Raw genomic sequence first — 22,490 nt, 5'->3', positions numbered from 1 at the left:
TTCAAACAACAGGTAATCAGAATGAAAAGAGCAGTGGTAGTTTTTAGCGGCGGACAAGATTCAACAACCTGTCTGATTCAGGCTCTGAAGCAATATGACGAAGTCCACTGCGTTACTTTCGATTATGGTCAGCGTCATCGTGCAGAAATCGAGATTGCACAAAAACTGTCTGTGGAACTGGGCGCACGTGCCCATAAAGTGCTGGATGTCGGGTTGTTAAACGAACTGGCTGTCAGCAGCCTGACCCGCGATAACATTCCGGTGCCTAATTTTGGTGATGAAAACAACGGGGGCTTGCCGAGTACGTTCGTTCCCGGTCGTAATATTCTGTTCCTGACGCTGGCGGCCATTTATGCCTATCAGATCCAGGCAGAAGCCGTCATCACCGGCGTGTGTGAAACTGACTTCTCCGGTTATCCGGATTGCCGTGATGAATTCGTCAAGGCGCTGAACACGGCTGTGTCGCTGGGTCTGGCGCGCGATGTGCGTTTCGAAACGCCGCTGATGTGGCTCAATAAAGCCGAAACCTGGGCGCTGGCCGATTATTACCAGCAGTTGGATCTGGTTCGCCATAAAACGCTGACCTGCTACAACGGCATTGCTGGTGATGGTTGTGGTGAATGTGCAGCCTGTCATTTACGCGCTAATGGTTTGCAGCAATACCAGCAGGATAAAGCGGGCGTGATGACCAGCCTGAAGAAGAAAACCGGACTGCGTTAATTTTTCAGTTTTAATGTTTTGCCGGTAACGGGCGGCTTTCAACCGCCCGTTGGCGTATTCTTTTGACGGGAAAGTGATCTTGCGTAAGGGGAAACGATTAATCGTTTTCCAGTTCCAGTTCACGTAACCGCTCGAGCAATTCCCCTTCCAGCGGCAGCGCTTTTTGCGTACGCAAATCGATACACACGAACGTCAGCGTCGCATCCGCAACCACATCACCTTCACACGTGACAACCTGCTCCAGAACACCACTGCGCCCGTTCAGCTGTTGCAAACTGCTGTCAATGCGCAATACATCCCCCAATACCGCAGGCTTGCGGTAATTGATGTTGATATTCACCACGATGAAGGCAATCTTGTTCTGGCTCATCCACTGGAAACCTGACTGATTGTCGAGCCATTCCCAGCGCGCTGTTTCAAGAAATTCCAGATAACGCGCGTTGTTTACGTGCTGATAAACGTCAATGTGGAAACCGCGAACTTTAATGAACGTATGCATAATCGTTAAGAAACTCCTGATAGTCGTCTGAGGCTTACAACCAAACTGGTCAGATGTCTCTAGAGATTAGCAGAAGAAAACGGCGGCAACCGTTAAGGGATCACCGCCGCGACATCCGTCACAATTTCAGACGGTCCTTGTTACGTTCAAACAATGCAGCACCAATTCCCGGAACTTCACGCAATTGTTCGATATCCGTAAATTGCCCAAGATCTTCGCGGTAACTGACGATGGCTTGCGCTTTTTTCATCCCTACCCCGTTCATCACATTGGCAAATTCTTCCGCAGTCGCCGTGTTGATGCTTACGGTACTTTCATCGGTCACTGCCACTTGTTCCTTTTTCACTTGCGGGCCAGTGACTTTGCTGGCTGCCGTCGCTGGCGCAGTCGTCGTGGTCGCCACGCTGCTGGCCAGTGACTTTGCTGGCTGCCGTCGCTGGCGCAGTCGTCGTGGTCGCCACGCTGCTGGCCGCATTGGGCGCGGCCTGCAACATGACCGGTAGTGTGGAAAGTCCCAGAGCGAGAGCTAACGAAAGTGAGGTGATGCCTAATTTTTTCATGCTGTATCCTCCATGTGTTTGACAGCACGGAGAGAATGCATCAGGCAGAGAAAGCGGACAATGGGCAACATTCAAATGTGGAAAAGGCCGCGGAAGCGGCCTTTTGTTTGTTGCAACGCGTTGCAAAACTTTGCGGCGTTTACTGGTTTTGTGCAGCAGAACCGTATTTGATTTTCGCTTCCTGACGCAGGTTGGTCAGCAGCGAATCAAAGGCCACATTCGAGGACGTCTGTTGCATTTCCTGATTGAAACGTGCTGTATCAGCGGCAGGAATGGTACCCGGCGTCACCGCATTCAGTTTGACCAGTACACTGTTGCCTTTATCGTCCTGAGTCAGCCCATAAACCGGTTGGTCTTTCTGAGGATGAGGCAGTGCGTAAACGTTTTCTTCGAATGCAGAAGGCTGCTGGCTACGCTGTACTTTCTGGACGGCACCAAATGTCAGGCCGGCAGCTTTGATGGCGTCATCGCCTTTGCCTTCTTTCAACGCGGTCAGCAGTTTCTCACCTTCCATACGCGCCTGATCCTGTGCTTTCTGCCGTTTCACCAGCGTCGTCACCTGATCTTTCACGTCAGCGAAAGGTTTAACCCCTTCAGCTTTGTGCGCATCCACGCGAACTACAAAGGCGCGGTCACCATCAACGGTAATAATGTCTGAGTTACTGCCAGAAGAACCGTCCTGACCAATCAGGCCGCCGTCGAAAATCGCCTGTACGACAGGTTTGAAATTGATACCTGCCGGGATTTGATTCTGAGTGAACCAATCTGTGTGAACCGCTTTCGTACCGGCAACATCTTCAGCAGAAGCCAGAGATTCGTTGTCATTGGTTGCCGCTTCGCTGACTTTCTGTTGCAGCGCGTAGTAGGCATCCAATGATTTCTCTTGTTTGAGCTTGTCGGCAATCGTGTTGCGAACGTCAGCTAACGGTTTGACCTGCTCAGGCGTCACGTCATCAAGGCGCAAAATGAAGAAACCGCTGTCCGATTTAATCACACCAGACACCTGACCTTTGGTGGTCAGATTGGCATTTTTAAATTCTGGTAACGTCGTTTCAGGCTCCATCCAGCCGAGGTCACCACCTTGTCTGGCACTCAGCGCATCGGTCGATTTGGTCTTAGCCAGTTCCGCGAAATCGGTGCCTTTTTTCAGCTCGGCAGCCACTGCGTCAGCATCGGCCTGAGATTTCAGAACAATGACACTGTAGCGACGGCGTTCAGGCTGACCAAATTCGCTTTTATGCTGGTCGTAATAGGCGCTGATATCCGCATCCGTCACGTTAGTTTTCCCCTGCATGGCCGCTGCATCCATTTCGATGTAGCTGACTTTCACCTGTTCAGGCGAGAGGAAACTGTTTTTATTCTGGTCGTAGAATGCCTGCAATTCAGCGTCAGTGACCTGCTGTTTAGCTGCCAGCGCATCGGTATCCAATGTGGCAGTCTGCACATCACGACTTTGCAGAATCAACCCACCTAGAGATTTACTTTCCACTGGCAAAACGAAATCGGACTGACCGTAGGCTTGCTCAAGTTGCTGACTGATTAACTGTTGTTTCATCAACTGCGCAAAGTTATCCGCGGTGTATCCCATACCCTGGATGCTTTGCAGATATTTAGCATTGTCGAAACGGCCATCAGTCTGGAATTGCGGGGTCGCAAAAATCGCATCTTTGATCTGCTGATCGCTGACGGTAATGCCTAATTTTTTGGAATACTGATCCAGCAACGTGACGTCAATCAGGTTGCTCAGGGATTCCTGGCGTAATTGCTGCATATAACCGTCGCTGCCCGCAAGCGCAGAGAATTGATCTCCAAGCTGCTGTTGCAAGCGGCTACGCTGGTTTTGAACTGCCTGTTCCAGCTGAGCACGTCCTATTTCCTGACCATTCACTTTCGCTGCATAGTCGCCTGAACCGCCGATCAGGTAGTTGCCTACCCCTGTCAAAATAAAGGACAGAATAATCAGGGCCAGAATGATTTTGAGCACGACGTGATTGGCGGCCGCGCGTAAATTGTCCATCATAGTGTGGCAACACTCCGCTGTAATAAAAAAAGCGCACCGTTTTCGATGCGCCTTGTATCTTACCTTACCAGCCCGATGACGTCAGGTTATTGTTTAACAACCAGACCTGAATGAAAAGCATCAGTGATGCGCCTCACACAGTTTCGACGTCAGTCTGCGGGTAATTAACCGTTAACGGCATCTTTCAGCGCTTTACCTGCACGGAAGCCCGGCACTTTAGCGGCTGCAATGCTGATTTCTTTACCGGTCTGTGGGTTACGACCAGTACGTGCTGAACGCTCGCGAACGGAGAAAGTACCAAAACCAACCAGAGCTACTTCATCCCCAGCTTTCAGGGTGTCAGTGACAGATGCAAGAACAGCATCTAAAACACGTCCCGCTGCGGCTTTAGAAATATCAGCACCGGCAGCAATTTTGTCGATCAATTGTGACTTATTCACTCTTATCATCCCCTCTTAAAATTCGTTCATCACGGCGCATTTTCCCTGCAGACGTGACCGCGCTGCTGTTATATCAATCTTGTCAGAGTGATGCAAGCGACTGAAAGCAGCCTGAAACCCTTTGACCGTTCACTAAGTTAACGGCACAAAAAAAAGCTGGCAAGTGAGATTTCACCTGCCAGCCTGAGTTTTATTCAACTGTGTAAGCTGAGGTCACTATTTTGCTGCCACCGGCAATGCACCGTAAGCCGGATTTTGCAGTGCGATGTTGAGAACATCATCAATGCGTTTTACCGGATGGATCTCAAGATCTGCCAGCACGTTCGCCGGAATTTCTTCCAGATCACGTTTGTTGTCGTCCGGGATCAGAACCACTTTGATGCCACCACGATGGGCCGCCAGCAGCTTTTCTTTCAGACCACCGATTGGCAGAACCAGACCACGCAGTGTGATCTCACCGGTCATCGCAACATCCGCACGAACCGGGTTACCCGTCAGACAAGACACCAGCGCGGTACACATGGCAATACCGGCACTCGGGCCATCTTTCGGCGTTGCCCCTTCGGGTACGTGAACGTGAATATCACGTTTTTCGTAGAAGTCAGGGTTGATACCCAGTTTGTCTGCGCGTGAACGGACAACCGTCAGTGCAGCCTGAATGGATTCCTGCATGACTTCACCGAGAGAACCGGTGTAAGTCAGCTTACCTTTGCCCGGTACGCAGGCCGTTTCGATGGTCAGCAATTCACCGCCCACTTCGGTCCACGCCAGACCAGTAACCTGGCCCACCCGGTTTTCGGTATCAGCACGGCCATAATCGACCTTCTGCACGCCGAGGAAATCTTTCAGGTTGTCGCCGTTAATTTCAATGTGCTTGATGTCTTTATCCATCAGCAATTGCTTAACCGCTTTACGGCACAGTTTCGACAACTCACGTTCCAGACTACGTACACCCGCTTCACGGGTATAGAAACGGATGATGCCAGTTATTGCGCTGTCATCCACAGTCAGTTCGTTCTTCTTAAGCGCATTACGTTCAAGCTGTTTCGGCAACAGGTGCTGTTTGGCGATGTTCAGTTTTTCGTCTTCGGTATAACCGGAAAGACGGATCACTTCCATACGGTCCAGCAGCGGAGCCGGGATGTTCATCGAGTTCGAGGTCGCCACAAACATCACATCTGACAGGTCGTAATCGACTTCCAGATAGTGATCGTTGAACGCCACGTTCTGTTCCGGATCCAATACTTCCAGCAAGGCAGAAGCCGGATCGCCACGCATATCCGATGACATCTTGTCGATTTCATCAAGCAGGAACAGCGGGTTTTTAACCCCCACTTTCGCCATTTTCTGGATCAGTTTGCCCGGCATGGAACCGATATAGGTACGACGGTGACCACGGATTTCCGCTTCATCACGTACGCCACCCAACGCCATACGAACATACTGACGGCCAGTCGCGCGTGCGATTGACTGACCCAGTGAGGTTTTACCCACACCCGGAGGCCCGACCAGACACAGGATTGGGCCTTTGATTTTGCTGACGCGACTCTGCACGGCGAGGTATTCCAGAATGCGGTCTTTGACACGCTCCAGACCATAATGGTCAGTATCCAGAACTTCCTGTGCTTTGATCAGGTCTTTTTTCACTTTGCTGCGGGCATTCCATGGCACCTGAAGCATCCAGTCGATATATCCACGGACAACCGTAGCTTCGGCGGACATCGGCGACATCATTTTCAGTTTTTGCAGCTCAGCTTCGGTTTTTTCACGCGCATCTTTCGGCATTTTGGCCGCTTCGATTTTGCGTTTCAGCGCCTCGTGCTCGTCAGGCGTGTCATCCATTTCGCCTAGTTCTTTCTGAATCGCTTTCATTTGCTCATTCAGATAGTACTCGCGCTGACTTTTCTCCATCTGTTTTTTGACACGATTGCGAATGCGTTTCTCAACCTGCAACAGGTCAATTTCCGATTCCATCATCGCCATCAAATATTCCAGACGCTCGGTGATATCAAACATTTCCAGTACAGATTGTTTGTCAGCGAGTTTCAGTGGCATATGTGCCGCGATGGTGTCAGCCAGACGTGCAGCATCTTCAATGCTGTTCAGCGAAGTCAGCACTTCCGGCGGGATCTTTTTGTTCAGCTTGATGTAGCCTTCAAACTGATTAATTGCAGTACGCACCAGAACTTCCTGCTCGCGTTCATCCACGGCCGGAGATTCCAGGTACTCCGCCTGGGCAGCAAAATGCTCGCCACTGTCAGAAAGTGTCGTAATACGCGCGCGTTGTAACCCTTCCACCAGCACTTTTACCGTGCCATCCGGGAGCTTCAGCATTTGTAATATTGAGGCAACCGTACCCACGGAGAAGAGATCATTAACGCCCGGCTCATCTGTTGAGGCTTCTTTCTGCGCCACCAGCATGATTTTTTTGTCGTGATCCATCGCAGCTTCGAGGCATCGAATCGATTTTTCCCTGCCAACAAACAACGGGATCACCATGTGCGGATAAACCACCACATCGCGCAGAGGCAATACGGGGATTTCTATGCGTTCAGAACGCTCAGGGTTCATAGAGCTCTCTCTTAGTTTAGCTTCCGCCAGGTTAAGGAAATCTCGTGAAACACGAGTCAGACGGGTTTCAGCAAGTCGTTAACTGAGTATATGGGGATGAATGTCCGACATTCAACGATAAGAATGTGCGAAAAAAAAATGGGGGACAAAATCCCCCATTTCGTGGCTAACTCTCTGGATAGATTGGCTAATTATTCGCCAGATGCTTGTTGTGCTTCCGGCTTGCCATAAATCATCAGAGGCTCTGACTGACCCGCAATCACGGATTCATCAATAACCACTTTCTCGACATCTTCGAGAGACGGCAGATCATACATGGTATCCAGCAATGCCGCTTCCACAATGGAACGCAGGCCACGCGCACCGGTTTTACGGATCATGGCTTTTTTGGCAATGGCCGTCAGCGCTTCATCCCGGAATTCCAGTTCAACGCCTTCGAGATTAAACAATGCCTGATATTGCTTAGTCAGGGCATTTTTCGGCTCTTTCAGGATTTGAATCAGGGCTTCTTCATTGAGCTCACTCAGAGTCGCCACCACTGGCAGACGACCTATGAACTCTGGGATCAGACCAAATTTAATCAAATCTTCGGGTTCAGCCTGAGCCAGTAACTGACCTTCAGTCGCTTTCTGCTCTTTGCCTTTCACTTCAGCGCCGAAACCGATACCGGTATTCGTATTGATACGCTGTCCAATCACTTTATCCAGGCCGGCAAAAGCACCGCCACAGATAAACAGGATTTTCGAAGTATCAACCTGCAAGAATTCCTGCTGCGGATGCTTACGTCCGCCTTGCGGTGGAACAGCAGCCACGGTGCCTTCAATAAGTTTCAGCAGTGCCTGCTGTACACCTTCACCGGACACATCACGCGTGATCGATGGGTTGTCAGACTTGCGGGAAATCTTGTCAATTTCATCAATGTAAACAATGCCGCGTTGCGCTTTCTGTACGTCGTAGTCACATTTCTGCAGCAGTTTCTGAATGATATTTTCGACGTCCTCACCCACATAACCGGCCTCGGTCAGCGTGGTGGCATCGGCCATGGTAAATGGCACATCCAGGAAACGCGCCAGGGTTTCAGCTAGCAGCGTTTTGCCGCTACCGGTCGGCCCGATCAGCAGGATGTTACTCTTGCCTAATTCTATACCGTTGCTGGTATCGCCATTACGCAGGCGCTTATAGTGGTTGTAGACCGCCACTGCCAGCACTTTTTTTGCAGGTTCCTGGCCGATAACATAATCGTCAAGGTGCTGACGGATTTCATGCGGCGTCGGTAATGCACTGCGTTCACGGTGTGGCGCGACTTCTTTGATCTCTTCGCGAATAATGTCATTACATAAATCGACACATTCATCGCAGATATACACTGACGGCCCGGCAATCAGCTTACGAACTTCATGCTGGCTTTTGCCGCAAAAAGAGCAGTACAGCAGCTTTCCTGAACCGTCTTTGCGCTTATCTGTCATCAGTAAACCTCTTCTCTGGTATCAGTCCCGCAGCGTAACAATAACACCACGACACGACTATATTACACAACAGCCGCATGATTGGCTGATGTCTGTTCATTCCTGTTATGACTCATTGCTTGCAGGACTTCAGTAACTCAAGTCCTGCCTTTGAGACGTCCGTATGAGTATAACTATAGACCATCAGCCCGGCAGAAATAAGCCGTCAGGCGCGATGGGTAAATACGGAGTCTACTAACCCGTACTGTACAGCCTCATCAGCGGACAGGAAACGGTCACGCTCAGTGTCACGCTCTATTTCTTCAAGAGATTTGCCCGTATGTTTCGCCATCAGCTCATTCATACGAGATTTCACTTTCAGAATTTCTTTAGCGTGGATCTCAATATCCGTCGCCTGGCCCTGGAAACCGCCCAGTGGCTGGTGGATCATCACACGGGAATTTGGCAGGCAGAAGCGTTTGCCTTCGGCACCGGCTGTTAACAGGAATGCGCCCATTGAACAGGCTTGTCCCATACAAATCGTGCTGACATCCGGTTTGATGAACTGCATGGTGTCATAAATCGACATACCGGCAGTGATCACGCCGCCCGGTGAGTTGATATACAAATAAATGTCTTTTTCCGGACTTTCTGCTTCCAGGAACAGCATCTGGGCAACAATCAGGTTAGCCATATGGTCTTCAACCTGACCGGTCAGGAAGATGATACGTTCCTTAAGCAGACGGGAGAAAATATCGTATGAACGCTCGCCCCGTGAAGTTTGCTCAACCACCATGGGTACCAACGCCATGTTTGGTGCAAATTGCTCTCTTTCACCACTGTATGACATAACCGTCTCCTAATAGATTCTGTTTGGCGCTATTTAAAATCGATTCTACTTGAGATAGGCACACATGACTATGCTCAAGCGGCCAAGTCGCCATTTACACGCCTGACGGTGTTTATCAGTCAGATTTTAACTACAAATTTACCTGGGTTAGCTCTTATCAATTGGGGGAATTGCCCCCTTTTTCAAGCCTGCAGTGATATTTCTTTTTTGGCGTGCCCCCTGAGCCAGTAAAAAGCCATCCTGAGGGTGTCAGTCAACAGTTTCTACGTGGGCTGTGCTTTATATTGATAAATATAGTGCAAAAACAACAGCCAAAACAAAAATACCTGATTTTCAGGAAATAAAAAGCCCGCAGTAAAAACCGCGGGCTTTGGAAGCAAACCTGTAAACAGGTTCAGCAACGTGCATTACAATTATGCAGGTTGAGTCTGGTTCATCAGTTCAGTAAAGGTAGTGGCTTTTTCAGTCACTTTCGCTTTAGACAACAGAGTTTCGACCGCTTGTTCTTCCAGTGCGACGTTACGCATGTTGTTCATCAGCTCTTTGTTTTTGCTGTAGAACTCAACAACTTCCTGTGGATCTTCGTACGCAGAAGCCATTTCTTCGATCAGTGCTTTAACGCGATCTTCATCAGCTTTCAGTTCGTGCTGGCTGATGACCTCGCCCAGCAACAAACCAACAACGACGCGACGTTTAGCTTGCTCTTCAAACAATTCGCGTGGCAGTTCCAGCGCTTGTTTTTCGTTGCCGCCAAAACGTTGTGCAGCCTGACGACGCAGAACATCCACTTCGCCGTCGATCAGTGCAGATGGCACGTCGATTTCGTTAGCGCTGACCAGACCGTCGATTGCCTGAGTTTTGATGCGGTTACGAACAGCACCTTTCAGCTCGCGTTCCATGTTTTTACGCACTTCAGCACGCAGACCTTCAACAGAACCATCAGCCACGCCGAAACGTTTGATGAATTCAGGGGTCAGTTCTGGCAACTCACGCTCTTCTACTTTCTTCAAAGTAATCGCGAACTTAGCCGCTTTACCTTTCAGGTTTTCAGCATGATAATCTTCCGGGAAGTTCACGTCGATGGTGAATTCTTCACCGGCTTTGTGACCCACCAGACCGTCTTCGAAGCCTGGGATCATGCGGCCCTGGCCCATAGCCAGTACGAAATCAGAAGCTTTGCCGCCTTCGAATTCTTCACCGTCGATGGAACCGGAGAAATCTACAGTCACGCGGTCTTCAGCAGTGGCCGCAGCATCAGTTTCCTTCCAGTCCGCTTGTTGCTTACGCAGAGTTTCCAGCATGGTATCAACATCAGCGTCGTTAACTTCAACAACCGGTTTTTCAACCTCGATGTTTTCCAGATCTTTCAGCTCAACTTCCGGGTACACTTCAAATTCTACGGAGAAGTTAAAGTCTTCACCCTGCTTGTACTCACCCGGGATGTAGTTAGGTGCGCCAGCTGGATTGATTTTTTCTTTGATGATCGCATCAACGAAATTGCGTTGCATCAGATCACCCAGTACGTCCTGACGTACTGACGCGCCGTAACGCTGTTCAATGATGTGGCTTGGTACTTTGCCTTTACGGAAGCCGTCAATACGTACTTTTTTAGAGACGTTGATCAGTTCACTGCTCACTGCTTTTTCAATGCTTTCAGCAGGAACAGTAATCGTTACGCGGCGCCCAAGGCCTTGAGTGGTTTCAACAGAAACTTGCATCTTGTTACCTCAAAAAAAAATCACAGTGCTCGGTCAACTCCAGAAGTCGTTCTCAAGATGAGCGCAAACTTACCTTGAAAACGACTTCTAAGAACCGGGACAGTTCTGTATCAGAACGTAGCCCTGTATTCGAGAGCGTCCGAAACCATTCCGGAAAAATTAGACGCGACATTATAGCGGCGCATACGCATTGAGTCGAGGACGGTCTCTGTTGCGCGGGAGGGAAACTCACACGGGACTCGATCCTTCGAAAAATGCGGTCATTCAGAGGCATAAACCTCGTGCCGTCAGTCCGTCAGAAGAAAAACAAAAACGGCCCGCAGGCCGTTTCTTGAAATTCGCATCTACTAATACCGCATCTGGCAAGGAAAGTTCCAGTGTTACCGCGTCAAATGCCGATATTTATGCCTTTTGTGAATCAGATCGCGACTGTCAGGCCATGGTGCCCGCGCCGCGACACGGCGGTGAAGCTGGCACCGTATCCTGTAAGCCTTCCCATTCTTTCAGGGTATACGTGTGCAAAGCCAGCGCATGCACGCTGCCTGCCAGCTCCTCCGTTAATCTCCCATAGATGGCACGATGACGCGCCAGGAAACGCTCCCCGATAAACTTATCCGACACCATGACCACTTTAAAATGGCTCTCGGAGCCTGCCGGGACATTATGACGATAGCTTTCGTCAGTCACTTCCAGAAACGCAGGTTCAAATGCTTCAACTAATTTTGCTTCTATTTGCTCACGAATCATAGCAATCTCCTTACACCGCATCAGCAGAGAACTGCGCCTGTCTGGTACACCTATGTCTTTATAATGATAGGCGGCTTTCCAGATTCTACGCACGCCAGAACAATAAATTTCTGCTGCAGATTGATAAAAATGGCGCTCAGTCTGTCAAAGAAACTGCCGCTTCGCTACGGATGGCGTCAGCAGCCCGCGGCTTTACTGCGACTTTGCTGAAAAAAAACGCGAAAAACACGCTTTTCCGGATTGTTGGGACTTCCCCCGGCAAATGGCAATGTTATGATGTCGGCAAATTTTTGAGCACTATTCCCTTATTAATATTGAGAAAATACACATGCTAAAGAAAATTATTTTCCCTGTTCTGGCACTGTTCATGCTGGCCGGTTGCGCCACCAGCACTAACACCCTGGACGTTTCACCGAAAATTGTTCTGCCTTCACAAGATCCAACGCTTCAGGGCATCACTATCAGCATCAACGGTGCTGACCAGCGTCAGGATCAGGCACTGGCAAAAGTGAACCGCGATGGGCAGTTGATTTCCCTGACACCGTCACGCGATCTGCGTTTCCTGTTGCAGGAATCACTGGAGAAACAAATGACCGCCAGAGGTTACATGGTGGGGGCTGACGGCGCGGTTGATTTGCAAATTGTGGTGAACAACCTGTATGCAGATGTTCAGGAAGGTAATCTGCGTTATAACATCACCACTAAAGCCGACATCTCCATCATCGCGACGGCGAAGAACGGCAGCAAGCAGGTGAAAAACTACCGCTCGACATATAACGTTCAGGGCGCACTGTCTGCGACTAACGCAAAAATTACCAACGCAGTTAACACCACACTGGGCGATGTCATCAGTGACATGGCGTCAGACACCAGCATCAGTGACTTCATCAAAGCGAATGCCCGTTAAGTTCAGCTGAAGTTTGCGTGATGAATTCTGCCCGGCTCGTCCGGGCAGAATGCTTTTTAAGGCCAGTGATTATCTTTCCTGAAATGCATCCCTTCCTTTATTATGCGTATGCGCCACTCTCTCAACGGTTCGCAGGAACACAATTTTCATGATCAGTCAGTACTTTAAAATTTTCACGCAACGCAATACGGTCATTTTACTGCTTCTGGGCTTCGCTTCCGGTTTACCCCTGGCGCTGACGTCCGGCACGTTGCAGGCGTGGATGACGGTCGAAAATGTTGACCTGAAAACCATCGGTATTTTTTCGCTGGTAGGTCAGGCCTACGTGTTCAAGTTCTTATGGTCACCGATGATGGACCGTTACACGCCTTCTTTTCTCGGGCGCAGACGCGGATGGCTGATCCTGACGCAGTTGTTGCTGGTCGTGGCGATTTTCGCGATGGGTTTTATGGACCCTTCAAAAGATTTATTCTGGCTCGCCGCGCTGGCCGTACTGATTGCATTCGCCTCGGCGTCGCAGGACATCGTTTTTGACGCGTATAAAACCGATTTACTGCCACCGGAAGAACGCGGAAATGGTGCCGCCGTGTCAGTTCTGGGTTACCGCCTGGCAATGCTGGTCTCCGGCGGGCTGGCATTATGGCTGGCTGATCGGTATCTCGGCTGGCAGCATATGTACTGGCTGATGGCAGGTATGATGCTCATCGGCGTTCTCGCCACCCTGTTGTCGCCGGAGCCTGAAAACACCCAACCAGCTCCGCGTACCATGGAGATGGCCGTCGTCGCACCGCTGAAAGACTTTTTTGGCCGCAACAATGCCTGGCTGATTTTGCTGCTCATCGTGATGTACAAGATGGGCGATGCGTTTGCAGGAAGCCTGAGTACAACATTTTTGATCCGTGGCGTCGGTTTTGATGCGGGGGAGGTCGGGCTGGTAAATAAAACGCTCGGGCTAATGGCAACCATCATCGGTGCATTGTTTGGCGGAATGTTAATGCAGCGTCTGAGCTTGTTCCGCGCCCTGATGTTATTCGGGATTTTGCAGGCTGTTTCTAATGCCGGTTACTGGATCCTCGCCATCACCGATAAAGATTTAACCACTATGGGCGCGGCGATTTTCTTTGAAAACCTGTGTGGCGGTATGGGGACGGCAGCGTTCGTGGCACTCCTGATGACGCTGTGTAATCGCTCATTCTCTGCCACCCAGTTTGCGCTGCTTTCAGCATTGTCTGCCGTGGGCCGCGTGTATGTCGGGCCGATTGCAGGATGGTTCGTTGAAGCTTATGGCTGGCCGTGGTTTTATCTTTTCTCGATTGTAGCAGCGCTGCCCGGTTTACTGCTGCTGGCTGTTTGCCGGCAGACCCTCGAATACACCCAAAATACAGACAGTTTCCTGCCGCGCATTCACTTTGCCGCCCCGTATCGCTGGGCATTACGTTGCATGCTGACGGGAAGCTTGTTATTGATACTCTGGCTGATCACGCTGATTGTCGACAGTATGGGCTGGGCATCCTGGCAAAGGCTGGCGACAACCTTGTTAGAAACGGGAGCAGTTATTTGCCTGACTGGCGTTATTTTAGGCAGTCTGCTCGATTTTTTATCTCTGCGCCGTACTGCACGTTCCTGATTTACCGCCATTCATTCGAAATGAATGGCGCGTTTCATTTAACAAATGATCTATAAATAGGACGCAATAAATTAAATTCAGAAAAAATAATATTTTCCGGGATAGTTTTTCTTTCGGGCTTTTCATGCATTTTATTTCACCTGCTTTATACATTAATTTAACATTAATTAAACGTATCGATGAGATATCGCACGACAATTATAATGTCAAAATCTGTCACCCCTTGTTTTTCATCACTATAGAAAAAAATCCATACGCAACATATTGTTGCCCACTGTAAATTGTCACGATCCGTGACATGTGTGACTGCGTTAACATAAAGTGTCAACAGCGCTTTGACACTTGTTTAAGCGTGTTTACAGTCCTGCAACCTTCCCGTAAAATGCCCGCACACCTGAAGCGACAATAGAGCCCTAGTTATTGAGGTCGTTAGATGAGACTTAAGAAATACAATAAAAGTATTGGGATGTTGTCCTTATTTGCCTCCGCGGTAATGTTGAGCGGTTGCAATACGGCATTGATGGATCCCAAGGGAGCAATTGGACTTGAGCAGAGAACGCTGATTTTAACCGCTATCGGTTTAATGCTGATCGTTGTTATACCAGTTATTATCATGGCGTTTGCCTTTGCCTGGAAGTATCGCGCTTCCAATACAAAAGCAAAATACAGTCCTGATTGGTCCCACTCCAACAAAATTGAAGCCGTCGTCTGGACAGTTCCAATTATTATCATTGCCATCCTGGCAACGATTACCTGGAAAACCACCCACTCGCTTGATCCGTTCAAGCCAATCGTGACTGACCAAAAACCGATGACGGTTGAAGTCGTTTCTCTGGACTGGAAATGGTTGTTCATTTATCCAGAACAAGGCATCGCAACCGTTAACGAACTGGTTATTCCTAAAGATGTGCCTGTTCAGTTCAAAGTCACTTCAGACTCTGTCATGAACTCGTTCTTCATCCCTCAGTTAGGCGGGCAGATTTATGCGATGGCCGGTATGCAAACTCAGCTGCATTTGATTGCAAATGAAGCGGGTACGTATAAAGGCATTTCAGCAAGCTTCAGCGGCCGCGGCTTCTCAGGTATGAAGTTCAACACAATTGCGACTCCAACCCGTGCCGATTTCGACACCTGGGTAGCAAAAGTGAAAAGTGCACCGAACCAGCTGGCTACCACTGATGACTTCAACAAACTGGCTGCACAGAGCATCGACAACCCGGTCGAATACTTCTCTGTTGCAAAACCTGGTTTGTTTAAAGAAATCATTGGCAAATACTCCATGCATGACATGAAGGCAGCGCCAGAAGGTCACACCATGCCAATGCCGGCAGGCGCTGACATGAAAGGCATGGATATGGGTGGACAGTCTCACGCAGCCGGAGCCGAGGAATAAACGATGTTCGGAAAATTAACGCTTGATTCGGTTCCGTATCATGAACCGATTATCATGGTCACAGTTGCCGCGATTATTATCGGTGGCCTGGCAGTAGTTGCCGGCATCACCTATTTCGGTAAGTGGAAATATCTGTGGACCGAGTGGCTGACCTCCGTCGACCACAAAAAATTAGGTATCATGTATATCATTCTGGCCTTCGTCATGCTTCTGCGTGGCTTTGCCGATGCCATCATGATGCGTAGCCAGCAGGTGCTTGCCTCTGCGGGCGAGCCGGGCTTCCTTCCTCCTCATCACTACGACCAAATCTTTACCGCGCACGGCGTGATCATGATCTTCTTCATGGCGATGCCTTTCGTAATCGGTCTGATGAACGTGGTTGTTCCTTTGCAAATCGGTGCGCGCGACGTTGCGTTCCCGTTCCTGAACAACGTGAGCTTCTGGTTTACCGCCGCGGCTGTTGTGCTGATCAACATCTCTTTGGGTGTGGGTGAGTTCGCACAGACCGGCTGGTTAGCTTATCCGCCACTGTCAGGTAAGGAATACAGTCCGGGGGTCGGGGTAGATTACTGGATCTGGAGTCTCCAGATATCCGGGGTCGGGACCTTGCTGACCGGTGTTAACTTCTTTGCGACCATCCTGAAGATGCGCGCACCCGGTATGCCGCTGATGAAAATGCCGGTATTTACCTGGGCCGCACTGTGCACCAACGTGTTGATTATCGTGTCCTTCCCGATTCTGACCGTGACTGTTGCACTGCTGACTTTAGACCGTTATCTGGGCACCCATTTCTTCACGAATGATATGGGCGGCAACATGATGATGTACATCAACCTGATTTGGGCCTGGGGCCATCCGGAAGTGTACATTTTGGTTCTGCCAGTATTCGGTGTGTTCTCAGAAGTTACCGCAACCTTCTCCAAAAAACGTCTGTTCGGTTACACCTCGCTGGTATGGGCAACCATCGCCATCACGGTGTTGTCGTTCATCGTTTGGTTGCACCACTTCTTCACCATGGGTTCTGGCGCCAACGTCAATGCCTTCTTCGGCATCATGACGATGATCATTTCTATCCCGACCGGGGTAAAAATCTTCAACTGGCTGTTCACCATGTATCAGGGCCGTATCACGCTCAACGCAGCGATGCTGTGGACTGTTGGCTTCATCATCACCTTCTCTGTGGGTGGTATGACCGGTGTTCTGCTGGCGGTTCCGGGTGCTGACTTCGTGCTGCACAACAGCCTGTTCCTGATTGCCCACTTCCATAACGTTATTATCGGTGGTGTGGTCTTCGGTTGCTTCGCAGGTCTGACTTACTGGTTCCCTAAATCCTTCGGCTTCACGCTGAACGAAAAATGGGGTGTGCGTTCATTCTGGTTCTGGATCATCGGCTTCTTCGTTGCGTTCATGCCACTGTACGTCCTCGGCTTCATGGGCATGACCCGTCGTGTCAGCCAGAACATCGATCCTGAGTTCCACCCGCTGCTGGTTGTTGCGGCATGCGGTGCTGCACTGATTGCCTGCGGTATCCTCTGCCAGCTGATCATGATCTTTGTTTCCGTTCGCGACCGCGACCAGAACCGTGATCTGACCGGTGACCCATGGGGCGCACGTACTCTGGAGTGGTCAACCTCTTCTCCTCCTCCGTTCTACAACTTCGCTATCGTGCCGCAAATTCACGACCGTGATGAGTTCTGGGACATGAAAGAGAAAGGCACCGCTTACAAGCAGCCTGCTAAATATGAACCGATTCATATGCCACGTAACAGCGGCGCCGGTTTCATCATCGCTATGCTGAGTCTGGTTTGTGGTTTCGCGTTAATCTGGGATATCTGGTGGCTGGCCGCGGTGAGCTTCATTGCACTGGCTGCGACCTGGATTGCGAAAAGCTTCGACGAAGATGTTGATTACTACGTGCCAGTTGAAGAAGTGGAACGTATTGAAAACCAACATTATGAACAAATCCGTAAAGCAGGTGTGAAACATGGCAACTGATACTCTGACTCACCACGATGAGGCCCATGCTGAGCATGGGCACCACGATGCAGGTGCAACCAAAGTCTTCGGCTTCTGGATCTACCTGATGAGTGACTGCATATTGTTTGCGAGCCTGTTCGCAACTTATGCAGTACTGGTAAACGGGACCGCTGGCGGTCCCTCTGGTAAAGACATTTTTGAACTGCCGTTCGTACTGGTAGAAACCTTCTGCCTGTTGTTCAGTAGTATCACTTACGGCTTTGCGATGCTGGGCATGAACAAAGGTAACAAAGCAGCGGTTAACGGCTGGTTGTTCCTGACTTTCCTGTTCGGTTTAGGCTTCATCGGGATGGAACTCTATGAATTCCATCACCTGATTGCTGAAGGCTATGGTCCGCAGCGCAGTGGTTTCCTGTCTGGCTTCTTTGCGCTGGTCGCCACCCACGGTCTGCACGTGACCTGTGGTCTGATTTGGATCCTGACCATGATGGTTCAGGTTTCACGTCGCGGTCTGACTGAAGTCAACAAAACCCGTCTGATGTGTCTGAGCCTGTTCTGGCACTTCCTGGACGTGGTGTGGATCTGCGTGTTTACCGTTGTTTATCTGATGGGAGCAATGTAATGAGTCATTCTGCTACTTCCCATGGTGGCGCAAGCCACGGCAGCCTGAAGTCATACGCTATTGGCTTCATCTTGTCGGTTATCCTGACGGTGATCCCGTTTGCCATGGTCATGACCGACACGGCGTCACATTCACTGATTCTGGGTACTGTGGTTGCTTCCGCGATCATCCAGATCGTTGTCCATCTGGTGTTCTTCCTGCACATGAATACGTCGTCGGAAGAGCGCTGGAACCTGGTGGCACTTCTGTTCACCGCTGTGATTATCTTTATCGTCGTTGTGGGCTCATTGTGGATTATGTATAACCTCAACCTCAATATGATGGTCAGTTAAAGAGCCGAGCTGCACGTGATGATTAAGCAATACCTGCAAGTAACGAAACCAGGAATTATTTTCGGCAACTTAATTTCTGTCATCGGGGGATTTCTCCTTGCTGCCAAAGGCAGCATCGACTTCCCACTCTTTCTCGCCACACTGGTGGGTGTTTCGCTGGTTGTCGCATCGGGTTGTGTCTTTAACAACTTTATCGACCGCGACATCGACCGGATCATGGAAAGAACGAAGAACCGGGTCCTGGTGAAAGGGCTTATTCCGCCGAAAACAAGCCTGGTTTACGCGACCATTCTGGGTATTGCGGGCTTTGCGTTGTTGTATATCGGAGCAAATCCGCTGGCCATGTGGCTGGCAGTGATGGGCTTTGTGGTTTATGTCGGCGTTTACAGCCTGTACATGAAACGCAACTCGGTATACGGCACGTTGATCGGCAGCTTGTCTGGCGCAGCGCCACCGGTTATCGGTTACTGTGCCGTTTCTGGCCAGTTTGATACCGGTGCCCTGATCCTGCTTCTGATTTTCAGCCTGTGGCAGATGCCGCATTCGTACGCGATTGCCATCTTCCGCTTCAAAGATTATCAGGCAGCAGGTATCCCGGTTCTGCCAGTAGTGAAAGGCATCTCCGTCGCCAAGCATCATATTATCGTCTACATTCTGGCGTTTATGATTGCGACGCTGATGCTGACCCTGAGCGGTTATGCAGGTTATAAATACCTGATTGTCGCCGCCGCTGTCAGTATCTGGTGGCTGGGCATGGCACTGAAGGGGTATAAAACGGAAAATGACGTGGTGTGGGCGAGAAAACTGTTTGGTTTCTCCATCATCACCATCATGTCGCTGAGCTTCATGATGTCCGTGGATTTTAATTCTGCACCGACATCCTTGCTGACCTACGTTTGGTAACACGCACCTTCAGTGTAACCCGCTGAAATCACAGCTAAAGGCCAGTAGCAATACTGGCCTTTTCTTTTTCTCAGTCTGACAGGCAAACATCGTAATATCTGCTAAAGATCCATCGTTTTACCCAGGCCGGCTTAATCATTAAAATGTCGGATTGTTATTTTGAGGTAGTAATGTGAACGATAACCAGATGACCCCGCAGGAAAGTCGGGCTACATGGGGACTAGGGACAGTATTTTCTTTGCGCATGCTCGGCATGTTCATGGTTCTGCCGGTGCTGACCACCTACGGCATGAAATTATCCGGCGCCAGCGAAACACTGATCGGCATCGCCATCGGCATTTACGGCCTGGCACAGGCTGTTTTCCAGATCCCATTCGGACTGCTTTCTGACCGCGTTGGCCGCAAGCCACTGATCGTCTTTGGTCTGGTCATCTTCTGCATCGGCAGCATTGTGGCTGCTTCCACCGAATCTATCTGGGGCGTGATCATTGGTCGTGCCCTGCAAGGCTCTGGCGCGATTGCTGCCGCCGTGATGGCCCTGCTGTCTGACCTGACCCGTGAGCAAAACCGCACCAAAGCGATGGCGTTTATCGGCATCAGTTTCGGTATTACCTTTGCGATTGCGATGGTGCTCGGCCCGATCATCACCCACGCCTGGGGTTTACACGCCCTGTTCTGGGCGATTGCAGTACTGACCGTTCTCGGCATCATCATTACTGTGGCCGTGGTGCCCTCCCCTGCTACGCACATTCTTAATCGCGAATCGAGCATGGTAAAAGGCAGCTTCGGCAAAGTGATGGGCAACGCCAAACTGCTGAAACTGAACTTCGGCATTCTGTGTCTTCACGTGTTACTGATGTCGAGCTTCGTGGTGTTGCCGCAAGTGATGGAACATGCGGGCTTCCCGCCGAGTGAACACTGGCGGGTGTATCTGATCACCATGCTGACGTCTTTCGTCGCTGTCATTCCGGTGATTGTCTACGCTGAGAAAAAGCGCCACATGAAACAGGTGTTCATGGGTTGCGTGGTTGTGTTGCTGCTGGCTGAAATCGTACTGTGGGCAGCGGGGCTACATTTATGGGCGGTCATCGCCGGTATCCAACTGTTCTTCCTGGCTTTCAACGTGATGGAAGCGATTCTGCCTTCGCTTATCAGTAAAGAATCACCCGCGGGCTACAAAGGCACGGCGATGGGGCTTTATTCCACCAGCCAGTTCATCGGCGTGGCGATTGGCGGCAGCTTAGGCGGTTATGTTTACGGACACGTCGGGGCCGGTGCCGTATTCCTGGTTTGTGCGGCCATTGCCGTCGTCTGGTTGCTGGTCAGTTCTACCATGACCGAACCCCCGTATGTCAGCAGCCTGCGTATTACGCTGTCTGAACTGGCGGTGAAAGATTCCGCCCTGCAGGCACGGATCCTCGCACAACCGGGCGTGGCCGAAGCCGTTGTCGTTCCGGAAGAATTCAGCGCCTACGTAAAAGTCGACACCAAACAGACCAACCGTAAAGCGCTCGAACAACTGGTCAGCGCTGCCTGACGCCTTCTGACATAAGTAATCAGCTGTGTCTGGAAACTGGCACAGCGTTTCATTTTTATCCCCACTGCGTGACACCCTTCACTTAAAAAATTCCCTCAATCGTTATCCTCAAGAATTCCTTAACAAAATTTTGTCAGTGATGACGGCTCTCGGGCCTTTTGGGGATCTCATGAAAACATATGCTCTCGTTGGCACCGGCGGACGCTCAGGTTTATACATTGAAGCGATCACCGGTAAATACCGCCACAACGCAAAATTTGTGGCCTTCTGTGATACAAATCAGACGCGAATGGATTATGCGAACCGCCAGCTTGAGCAGAGCGGCATCGCACGGGTATCTACCTGGAAATCTGCTGATTTCAATACGATGCTCGACGAAACCAAACCGGATATCGTGATTGTCACCAGCATGGATCGCACACATGACGATTATATCGTCCGCGCCCTGCATGCCGGTTGTGACGTCATTACTGAAAAGCCGATGACCATTGATGAACAACGCGCGCTGCGCATTCTGGATGCCGTCGATGCAACTGGCTATCAGGTGCGTGTGGCGTTCAATTACCGCTACGCGCCGCATCACAGCAAAATGCGTGAACTGCTGATGCAGGAAACCATCGGTGAAGTACTTTCGGTGCACTTTGAATGGCTGCTGAATACCGAACACGGGGCTGATTATTTTCGTCGCTGGCACCGTGAAAAACGCAATTCCGGCGGCCTGCTGGTGCACAAATCGACCCACCATTTTGACCTGATGAACTTCTGGCTCAACAGCACGCCGGAGAAAGTTTATGCGCAGGGCGACCTGCGTTTTTACGGTAAAGAGAATGCAGAAAAGCGTGGCGTGACAGAGTTTTATCCGCGTACACATGGCTATCCGCAGGCACAGAATGATCCGTTTGCACTGCATATGGGCGATAACGCCCAGCTCAAAGCGCTGTATCTGGATGCGGAACATGAAGATAACTATTTCCGTGACCAGAGTGTCTTCAGTGACGGCATCAGCATTGAAGATACGTTGTCGGTGCTGGTGAAATATCAAAACAAAGTACAGCTAACCTATTCGCTCAATGCGTATCTGCCGTGGGAGGGTTTGAACGTGGTGTTCAACGGCACCAAAGGCCGCATTGAAATGAAAATCGTCGAGATGTCGTACGTCAACGCAGGCGGAAAACGCGAGAACGAAGGCAGCATTGAGAAAGCAGAAATTACTGTTTATCCGTTATTTGCCGAACCCTGGAAGGCGGAGTTCCAGATGGGAGAAGGCGGCCATGGCGGCGGTGATAATGCCATGCTGGAAGACCTGTTCGGCGAGCGCAAAGACGACCCGTTAAAACGCGCCGCCGATCACCGAGCCGGCGCGATGTCGATCCTGACAGGAATTGCCGGAAATCTCTCGATGCAGTACGACAAACCGATTTACTTTAAAGACTTCGAACTGGTGAAAAGGCTGCGCCAGCGGAAGTAATCGCCATAAAAAAGGGGACGCAATGCGTAATGCCGATCGTTTAAGGATCAGTTGACCGATCCGGTGGCTCGTGTAAAAAGGGTTCATGCTCATCATGGACCCTTTTTAAATGGAACTTTCACAAGCTCTCGGTATTATCAATCTCACTGCCCCC

The 22,490-nt window shown here is 50.3% G+C and carries 20 protein-coding genes; 10 read left to right on the top strand and 10 right to left on the bottom strand.

Annotated features, from left to right (window positions below):
• Nucleotides 1-21 precede the first annotated feature (21 nt).
• Nucleotides 22-720: a 7-cyano-7-deazaguanine synthase QueC gene (gene queC / locus LC431_RS02170; RefSeq protein WP_112151714.1), complete on the top strand. Its 699-nt coding sequence runs from the start codon at nt 22-24 to the stop codon at nt 718-720.
• Nucleotides 721-817: 97 nt separating this feature from the next.
• On the opposite strand, the gene LC431_RS02165 is transcribed toward queC, so the two are convergent.
• The 10 genes from LC431_RS02165 to bolA form a co-directional block, all read right to left on the bottom strand.
• A complete protein-coding gene (locus tag LC431_RS02165; protein ID WP_013576634.1) occupies nt 818-1,219 on the bottom strand; it encodes a YbgC/FadM family acyl-CoA thioesterase in 402 nt (133 codons plus the stop codon).
• A gap of 118 nt (nt 1,220-1,337) precedes the next feature.
• Nucleotides 1,338-1,622: a helix-hairpin-helix domain-containing protein gene (locus LC431_RS02160; protein ID WP_223509217.1), complete on the bottom strand. Its 285-nt coding sequence runs from the start codon at nt 1,620-1,622 to the stop codon at nt 1,338-1,340.
• Nucleotides 1,534-1,779: a hypothetical protein gene (locus tag LC431_RS02155; RefSeq protein WP_223509215.1), complete on the bottom strand. Its 246-nt coding sequence runs from the start codon at nt 1,777-1,779 to the stop codon at nt 1,534-1,536. The genes LC431_RS02160 and LC431_RS02155 overlap by 89 nt, the downstream gene beginning before the upstream one ends.
• A gap of 139 nt (nt 1,780-1,918) precedes the next feature.
• Nucleotides 1,919-3,799 carry a peptidylprolyl isomerase gene (gene ppiD / locus LC431_RS02150; RefSeq protein WP_153374577.1) on the bottom strand — a complete coding sequence of 627 codons (1,881 nt, stop codon included), beginning with the start codon at nt 3,797-3,799 and terminating at the stop codon, nt 1,919-1,921.
• Between the two features lie 164 nt (nt 3,800-3,963).
• Nucleotides 3,964-4,239, bottom strand: coding sequence for a nucleoid-associated protein HU-beta (hupB, locus tag LC431_RS02145; protein WP_013576637.1), 276 nt, complete (start codon nt 4,237-4,239; stop codon nt 3,964-3,966).
• 216 nt (nt 4,240-4,455) lie between these two features.
• On the bottom strand, nt 4,456-6,810 hold the full coding sequence (gene lon, locus LC431_RS02140; RefSeq protein ID WP_013576638.1) for an endopeptidase La: 2,355 nt from the start codon (nt 6,808-6,810) through the stop codon (nt 4,456-4,458).
• A gap of 191 nt (nt 6,811-7,001) precedes the next feature.
• Complete coding sequence (clpX, locus tag LC431_RS02135) at nt 7,002-8,276, bottom strand: ATP-dependent protease ATP-binding subunit ClpX (protein WP_013576639.1); 1,275 nt, start codon at nt 8,274-8,276, stop codon at nt 7,002-7,004.
• 205 nt (nt 8,277-8,481) lie between these two features.
• Nucleotides 8,482-9,105: an ATP-dependent Clp endopeptidase proteolytic subunit ClpP gene (gene clpP / locus LC431_RS02130; RefSeq protein WP_013576640.1), complete on the bottom strand. Its 624-nt coding sequence runs from the start codon at nt 9,103-9,105 to the stop codon at nt 8,482-8,484.
• Between the two features lie 413 nt (nt 9,106-9,518).
• A complete protein-coding gene (tig, locus tag LC431_RS02125; protein WP_013576641.1) occupies nt 9,519-10,823 on the bottom strand; it encodes a trigger factor in 1,305 nt (434 codons plus the stop codon).
• A 432-nt stretch (nt 10,824-11,255) separates the two neighbouring features.
• A complete protein-coding gene (gene bolA, locus LC431_RS02120; protein WP_013576642.1) occupies nt 11,256-11,570 on the bottom strand; it encodes a transcriptional regulator BolA in 315 nt (104 codons plus the stop codon).
• Between the two features lie 328 nt (nt 11,571-11,898).
• Here bolA and LC431_RS02115 point away from each other — a divergent pair, with 328 nt between their 5' ends.
• The 9 genes from LC431_RS02115 to LC431_RS02075 all read left to right on the top strand — a co-directional run bounded on the left by LC431_RS02115 (nt 11,899) and on the right by LC431_RS02075 (nt 22,336).
• Nucleotides 11,899-12,477, top strand: coding sequence for a lipoprotein (locus LC431_RS02115; RefSeq protein ID WP_013576643.1), 579 nt, complete (start codon nt 11,899-11,901; stop codon nt 12,475-12,477).
• 148 nt (nt 12,478-12,625) lie between these two features.
• Entirely contained in the window at nt 12,626-14,104 is a 1,479-nt protein-coding gene (gene ampG / locus LC431_RS02110; protein WP_013576644.1) for a muropeptide MFS transporter AmpG, read from the top strand.
• 433 nt (nt 14,105-14,537) lie between these two features.
• On the top strand, nt 14,538-15,497 hold the full coding sequence (gene cyoA / locus LC431_RS02105; protein WP_013576645.1) for a cytochrome o ubiquinol oxidase subunit II: 960 nt from the start codon (nt 14,538-14,540) through the stop codon (nt 15,495-15,497).
• A 3-nt stretch (nt 15,498-15,500) separates the two neighbouring features.
• Complete coding sequence (gene cyoB, locus LC431_RS02100) at nt 15,501-17,492, top strand: cytochrome o ubiquinol oxidase subunit I (protein ID WP_013576646.1); 1,992 nt, start codon at nt 15,501-15,503, stop codon at nt 17,490-17,492.
• On the top strand, nt 17,482-18,096 hold the full coding sequence (locus LC431_RS02095; protein ID WP_013576647.1) for a cytochrome o ubiquinol oxidase subunit III: 615 nt from the start codon (nt 17,482-17,484) through the stop codon (nt 18,094-18,096). The genes cyoB and LC431_RS02095 overlap by 11 nt, the downstream gene beginning before the upstream one ends.
• Nucleotides 18,096-18,428 carry a cytochrome o ubiquinol oxidase subunit IV gene (locus tag LC431_RS02090; protein ID WP_013576648.1) on the top strand — a complete coding sequence of 111 codons (333 nt, stop codon included), beginning with the start codon at nt 18,096-18,098 and terminating at the stop codon, nt 18,426-18,428. The genes LC431_RS02095 and LC431_RS02090 overlap by 1 nt, the downstream gene beginning before the upstream one ends.
• Before the next feature lie 18 nt (nt 18,429-18,446).
• Nucleotides 18,447-19,331, top strand: a complete 885-nt coding sequence (gene cyoE, locus LC431_RS02085; protein WP_013576649.1) for a heme o synthase — start codon at nt 18,447-18,449, stop codon at nt 19,329-19,331.
• 172 nt (nt 19,332-19,503) lie between these two features.
• Nucleotides 19,504-20,868 (top strand): MFS transporter, encoded by a 1,365-nt coding sequence (locus tag LC431_RS02080; RefSeq protein ID WP_013576650.1) that lies wholly within the window; start codon nt 19,504-19,506, stop codon nt 20,866-20,868.
• Between the two features lie 169 nt (nt 20,869-21,037).
• A complete protein-coding gene (locus tag LC431_RS02075) occupies nt 21,038-22,336 on the top strand; it encodes a Gfo/Idh/MocA family protein (RefSeq protein ID WP_013576651.1) in 1,299 nt (432 codons plus the stop codon).
• The last annotated feature ends 154 nt before the right edge of the window (nt 22,337-22,490 follow it).

The sequence above is a fragment of the Rahnella sp. GSA61A genome, from assembly GCF_019969905.1.
Lineage (GTDB): Bacteria > Pseudomonadota > Gammaproteobacteria > Enterobacterales > Enterobacteriaceae > Rahnella > Rahnella aceris.
Note: the sequence above shows the minus strand (reverse complement) of the source record. Positions and strands in the feature narration are given on the sequence as shown.

Bases quoted from the DNA above. Each gene is read 5' to 3' on its own strand.
- cyoE (WP_013576649.1), top strand. From the start codon at position 18,447: ATGATTAAGCAATACCTGCAAGTAACGAAACCAGGAATTATTTTCGGC.
- clpP (WP_013576640.1), bottom strand. From the start codon at position 9,105: ATGTCATACAGTGGTGAAAGAGAGCAATTTGCACCAAACATGGCGTTG.
- LC431_RS02165 (WP_013576634.1), bottom strand. From the start codon at position 1,219: ATGCATACGTTCATTAAAGTTCGCGGTTTCCACATTGACGTTTATCAG.
- lon (WP_013576638.1), bottom strand. From the start codon at position 6,810: ATGAACCCTGAGCGTTCTGAACGCATAGAAATCCCCGTATTGCCTCTG.
- queC (WP_112151714.1), top strand. From the start codon at position 22: ATGAAAAGAGCAGTGGTAGTTTTTAGCGGCGGACAAGATTCAACAACC.
- bolA (WP_013576642.1), bottom strand. From the start codon at position 11,570: ATGATTCGTGAGCAAATAGAAGCAAAATTAGTTGAAGCATTTGAACCT.
- cyoA (WP_013576645.1), top strand. From the start codon at position 14,538: ATGAGACTTAAGAAATACAATAAAAGTATTGGGATGTTGTCCTTATTT.
- cyoB (WP_013576646.1), top strand. From the start codon at position 15,501: ATGTTCGGAAAATTAACGCTTGATTCGGTTCCGTATCATGAACCGATT.
- clpX (WP_013576639.1), bottom strand. From the start codon at position 8,276: ATGACAGATAAGCGCAAAGACGGTTCAGGAAAGCTGCTGTACTGCTCT.
- ampG (WP_013576644.1), top strand. From the start codon at position 12,626: ATGATCAGTCAGTACTTTAAAATTTTCACGCAACGCAATACGGTCATT.
- tig (WP_013576641.1), bottom strand. From the start codon at position 10,823: ATGCAAGTTTCTGTTGAAACCACTCAAGGCCTTGGGCGCCGCGTAACG.
- ppiD (WP_153374577.1), bottom strand. From the start codon at position 3,799: ATGATGGACAATTTACGCGCGGCCGCCAATCACGTCGTGCTCAAAATC.
- LC431_RS02075 (WP_013576651.1), top strand. From the start codon at position 21,038: ATGAAAACATATGCTCTCGTTGGCACCGGCGGACGCTCAGGTTTATAC.
- LC431_RS02095 (WP_013576647.1), top strand. From the start codon at position 17,482: ATGGCAACTGATACTCTGACTCACCACGATGAGGCCCATGCTGAGCAT.
- LC431_RS02155 (WP_223509215.1), bottom strand. From the start codon at position 1,779: ATGAAAAAATTAGGCATCACCTCACTTTCGTTAGCTCTCGCTCTGGGA.
- LC431_RS02115 (WP_013576643.1), top strand. From the start codon at position 11,899: ATGCTAAAGAAAATTATTTTCCCTGTTCTGGCACTGTTCATGCTGGCC.
- LC431_RS02090 (WP_013576648.1), top strand. From the start codon at position 18,096: ATGAGTCATTCTGCTACTTCCCATGGTGGCGCAAGCCACGGCAGCCTG.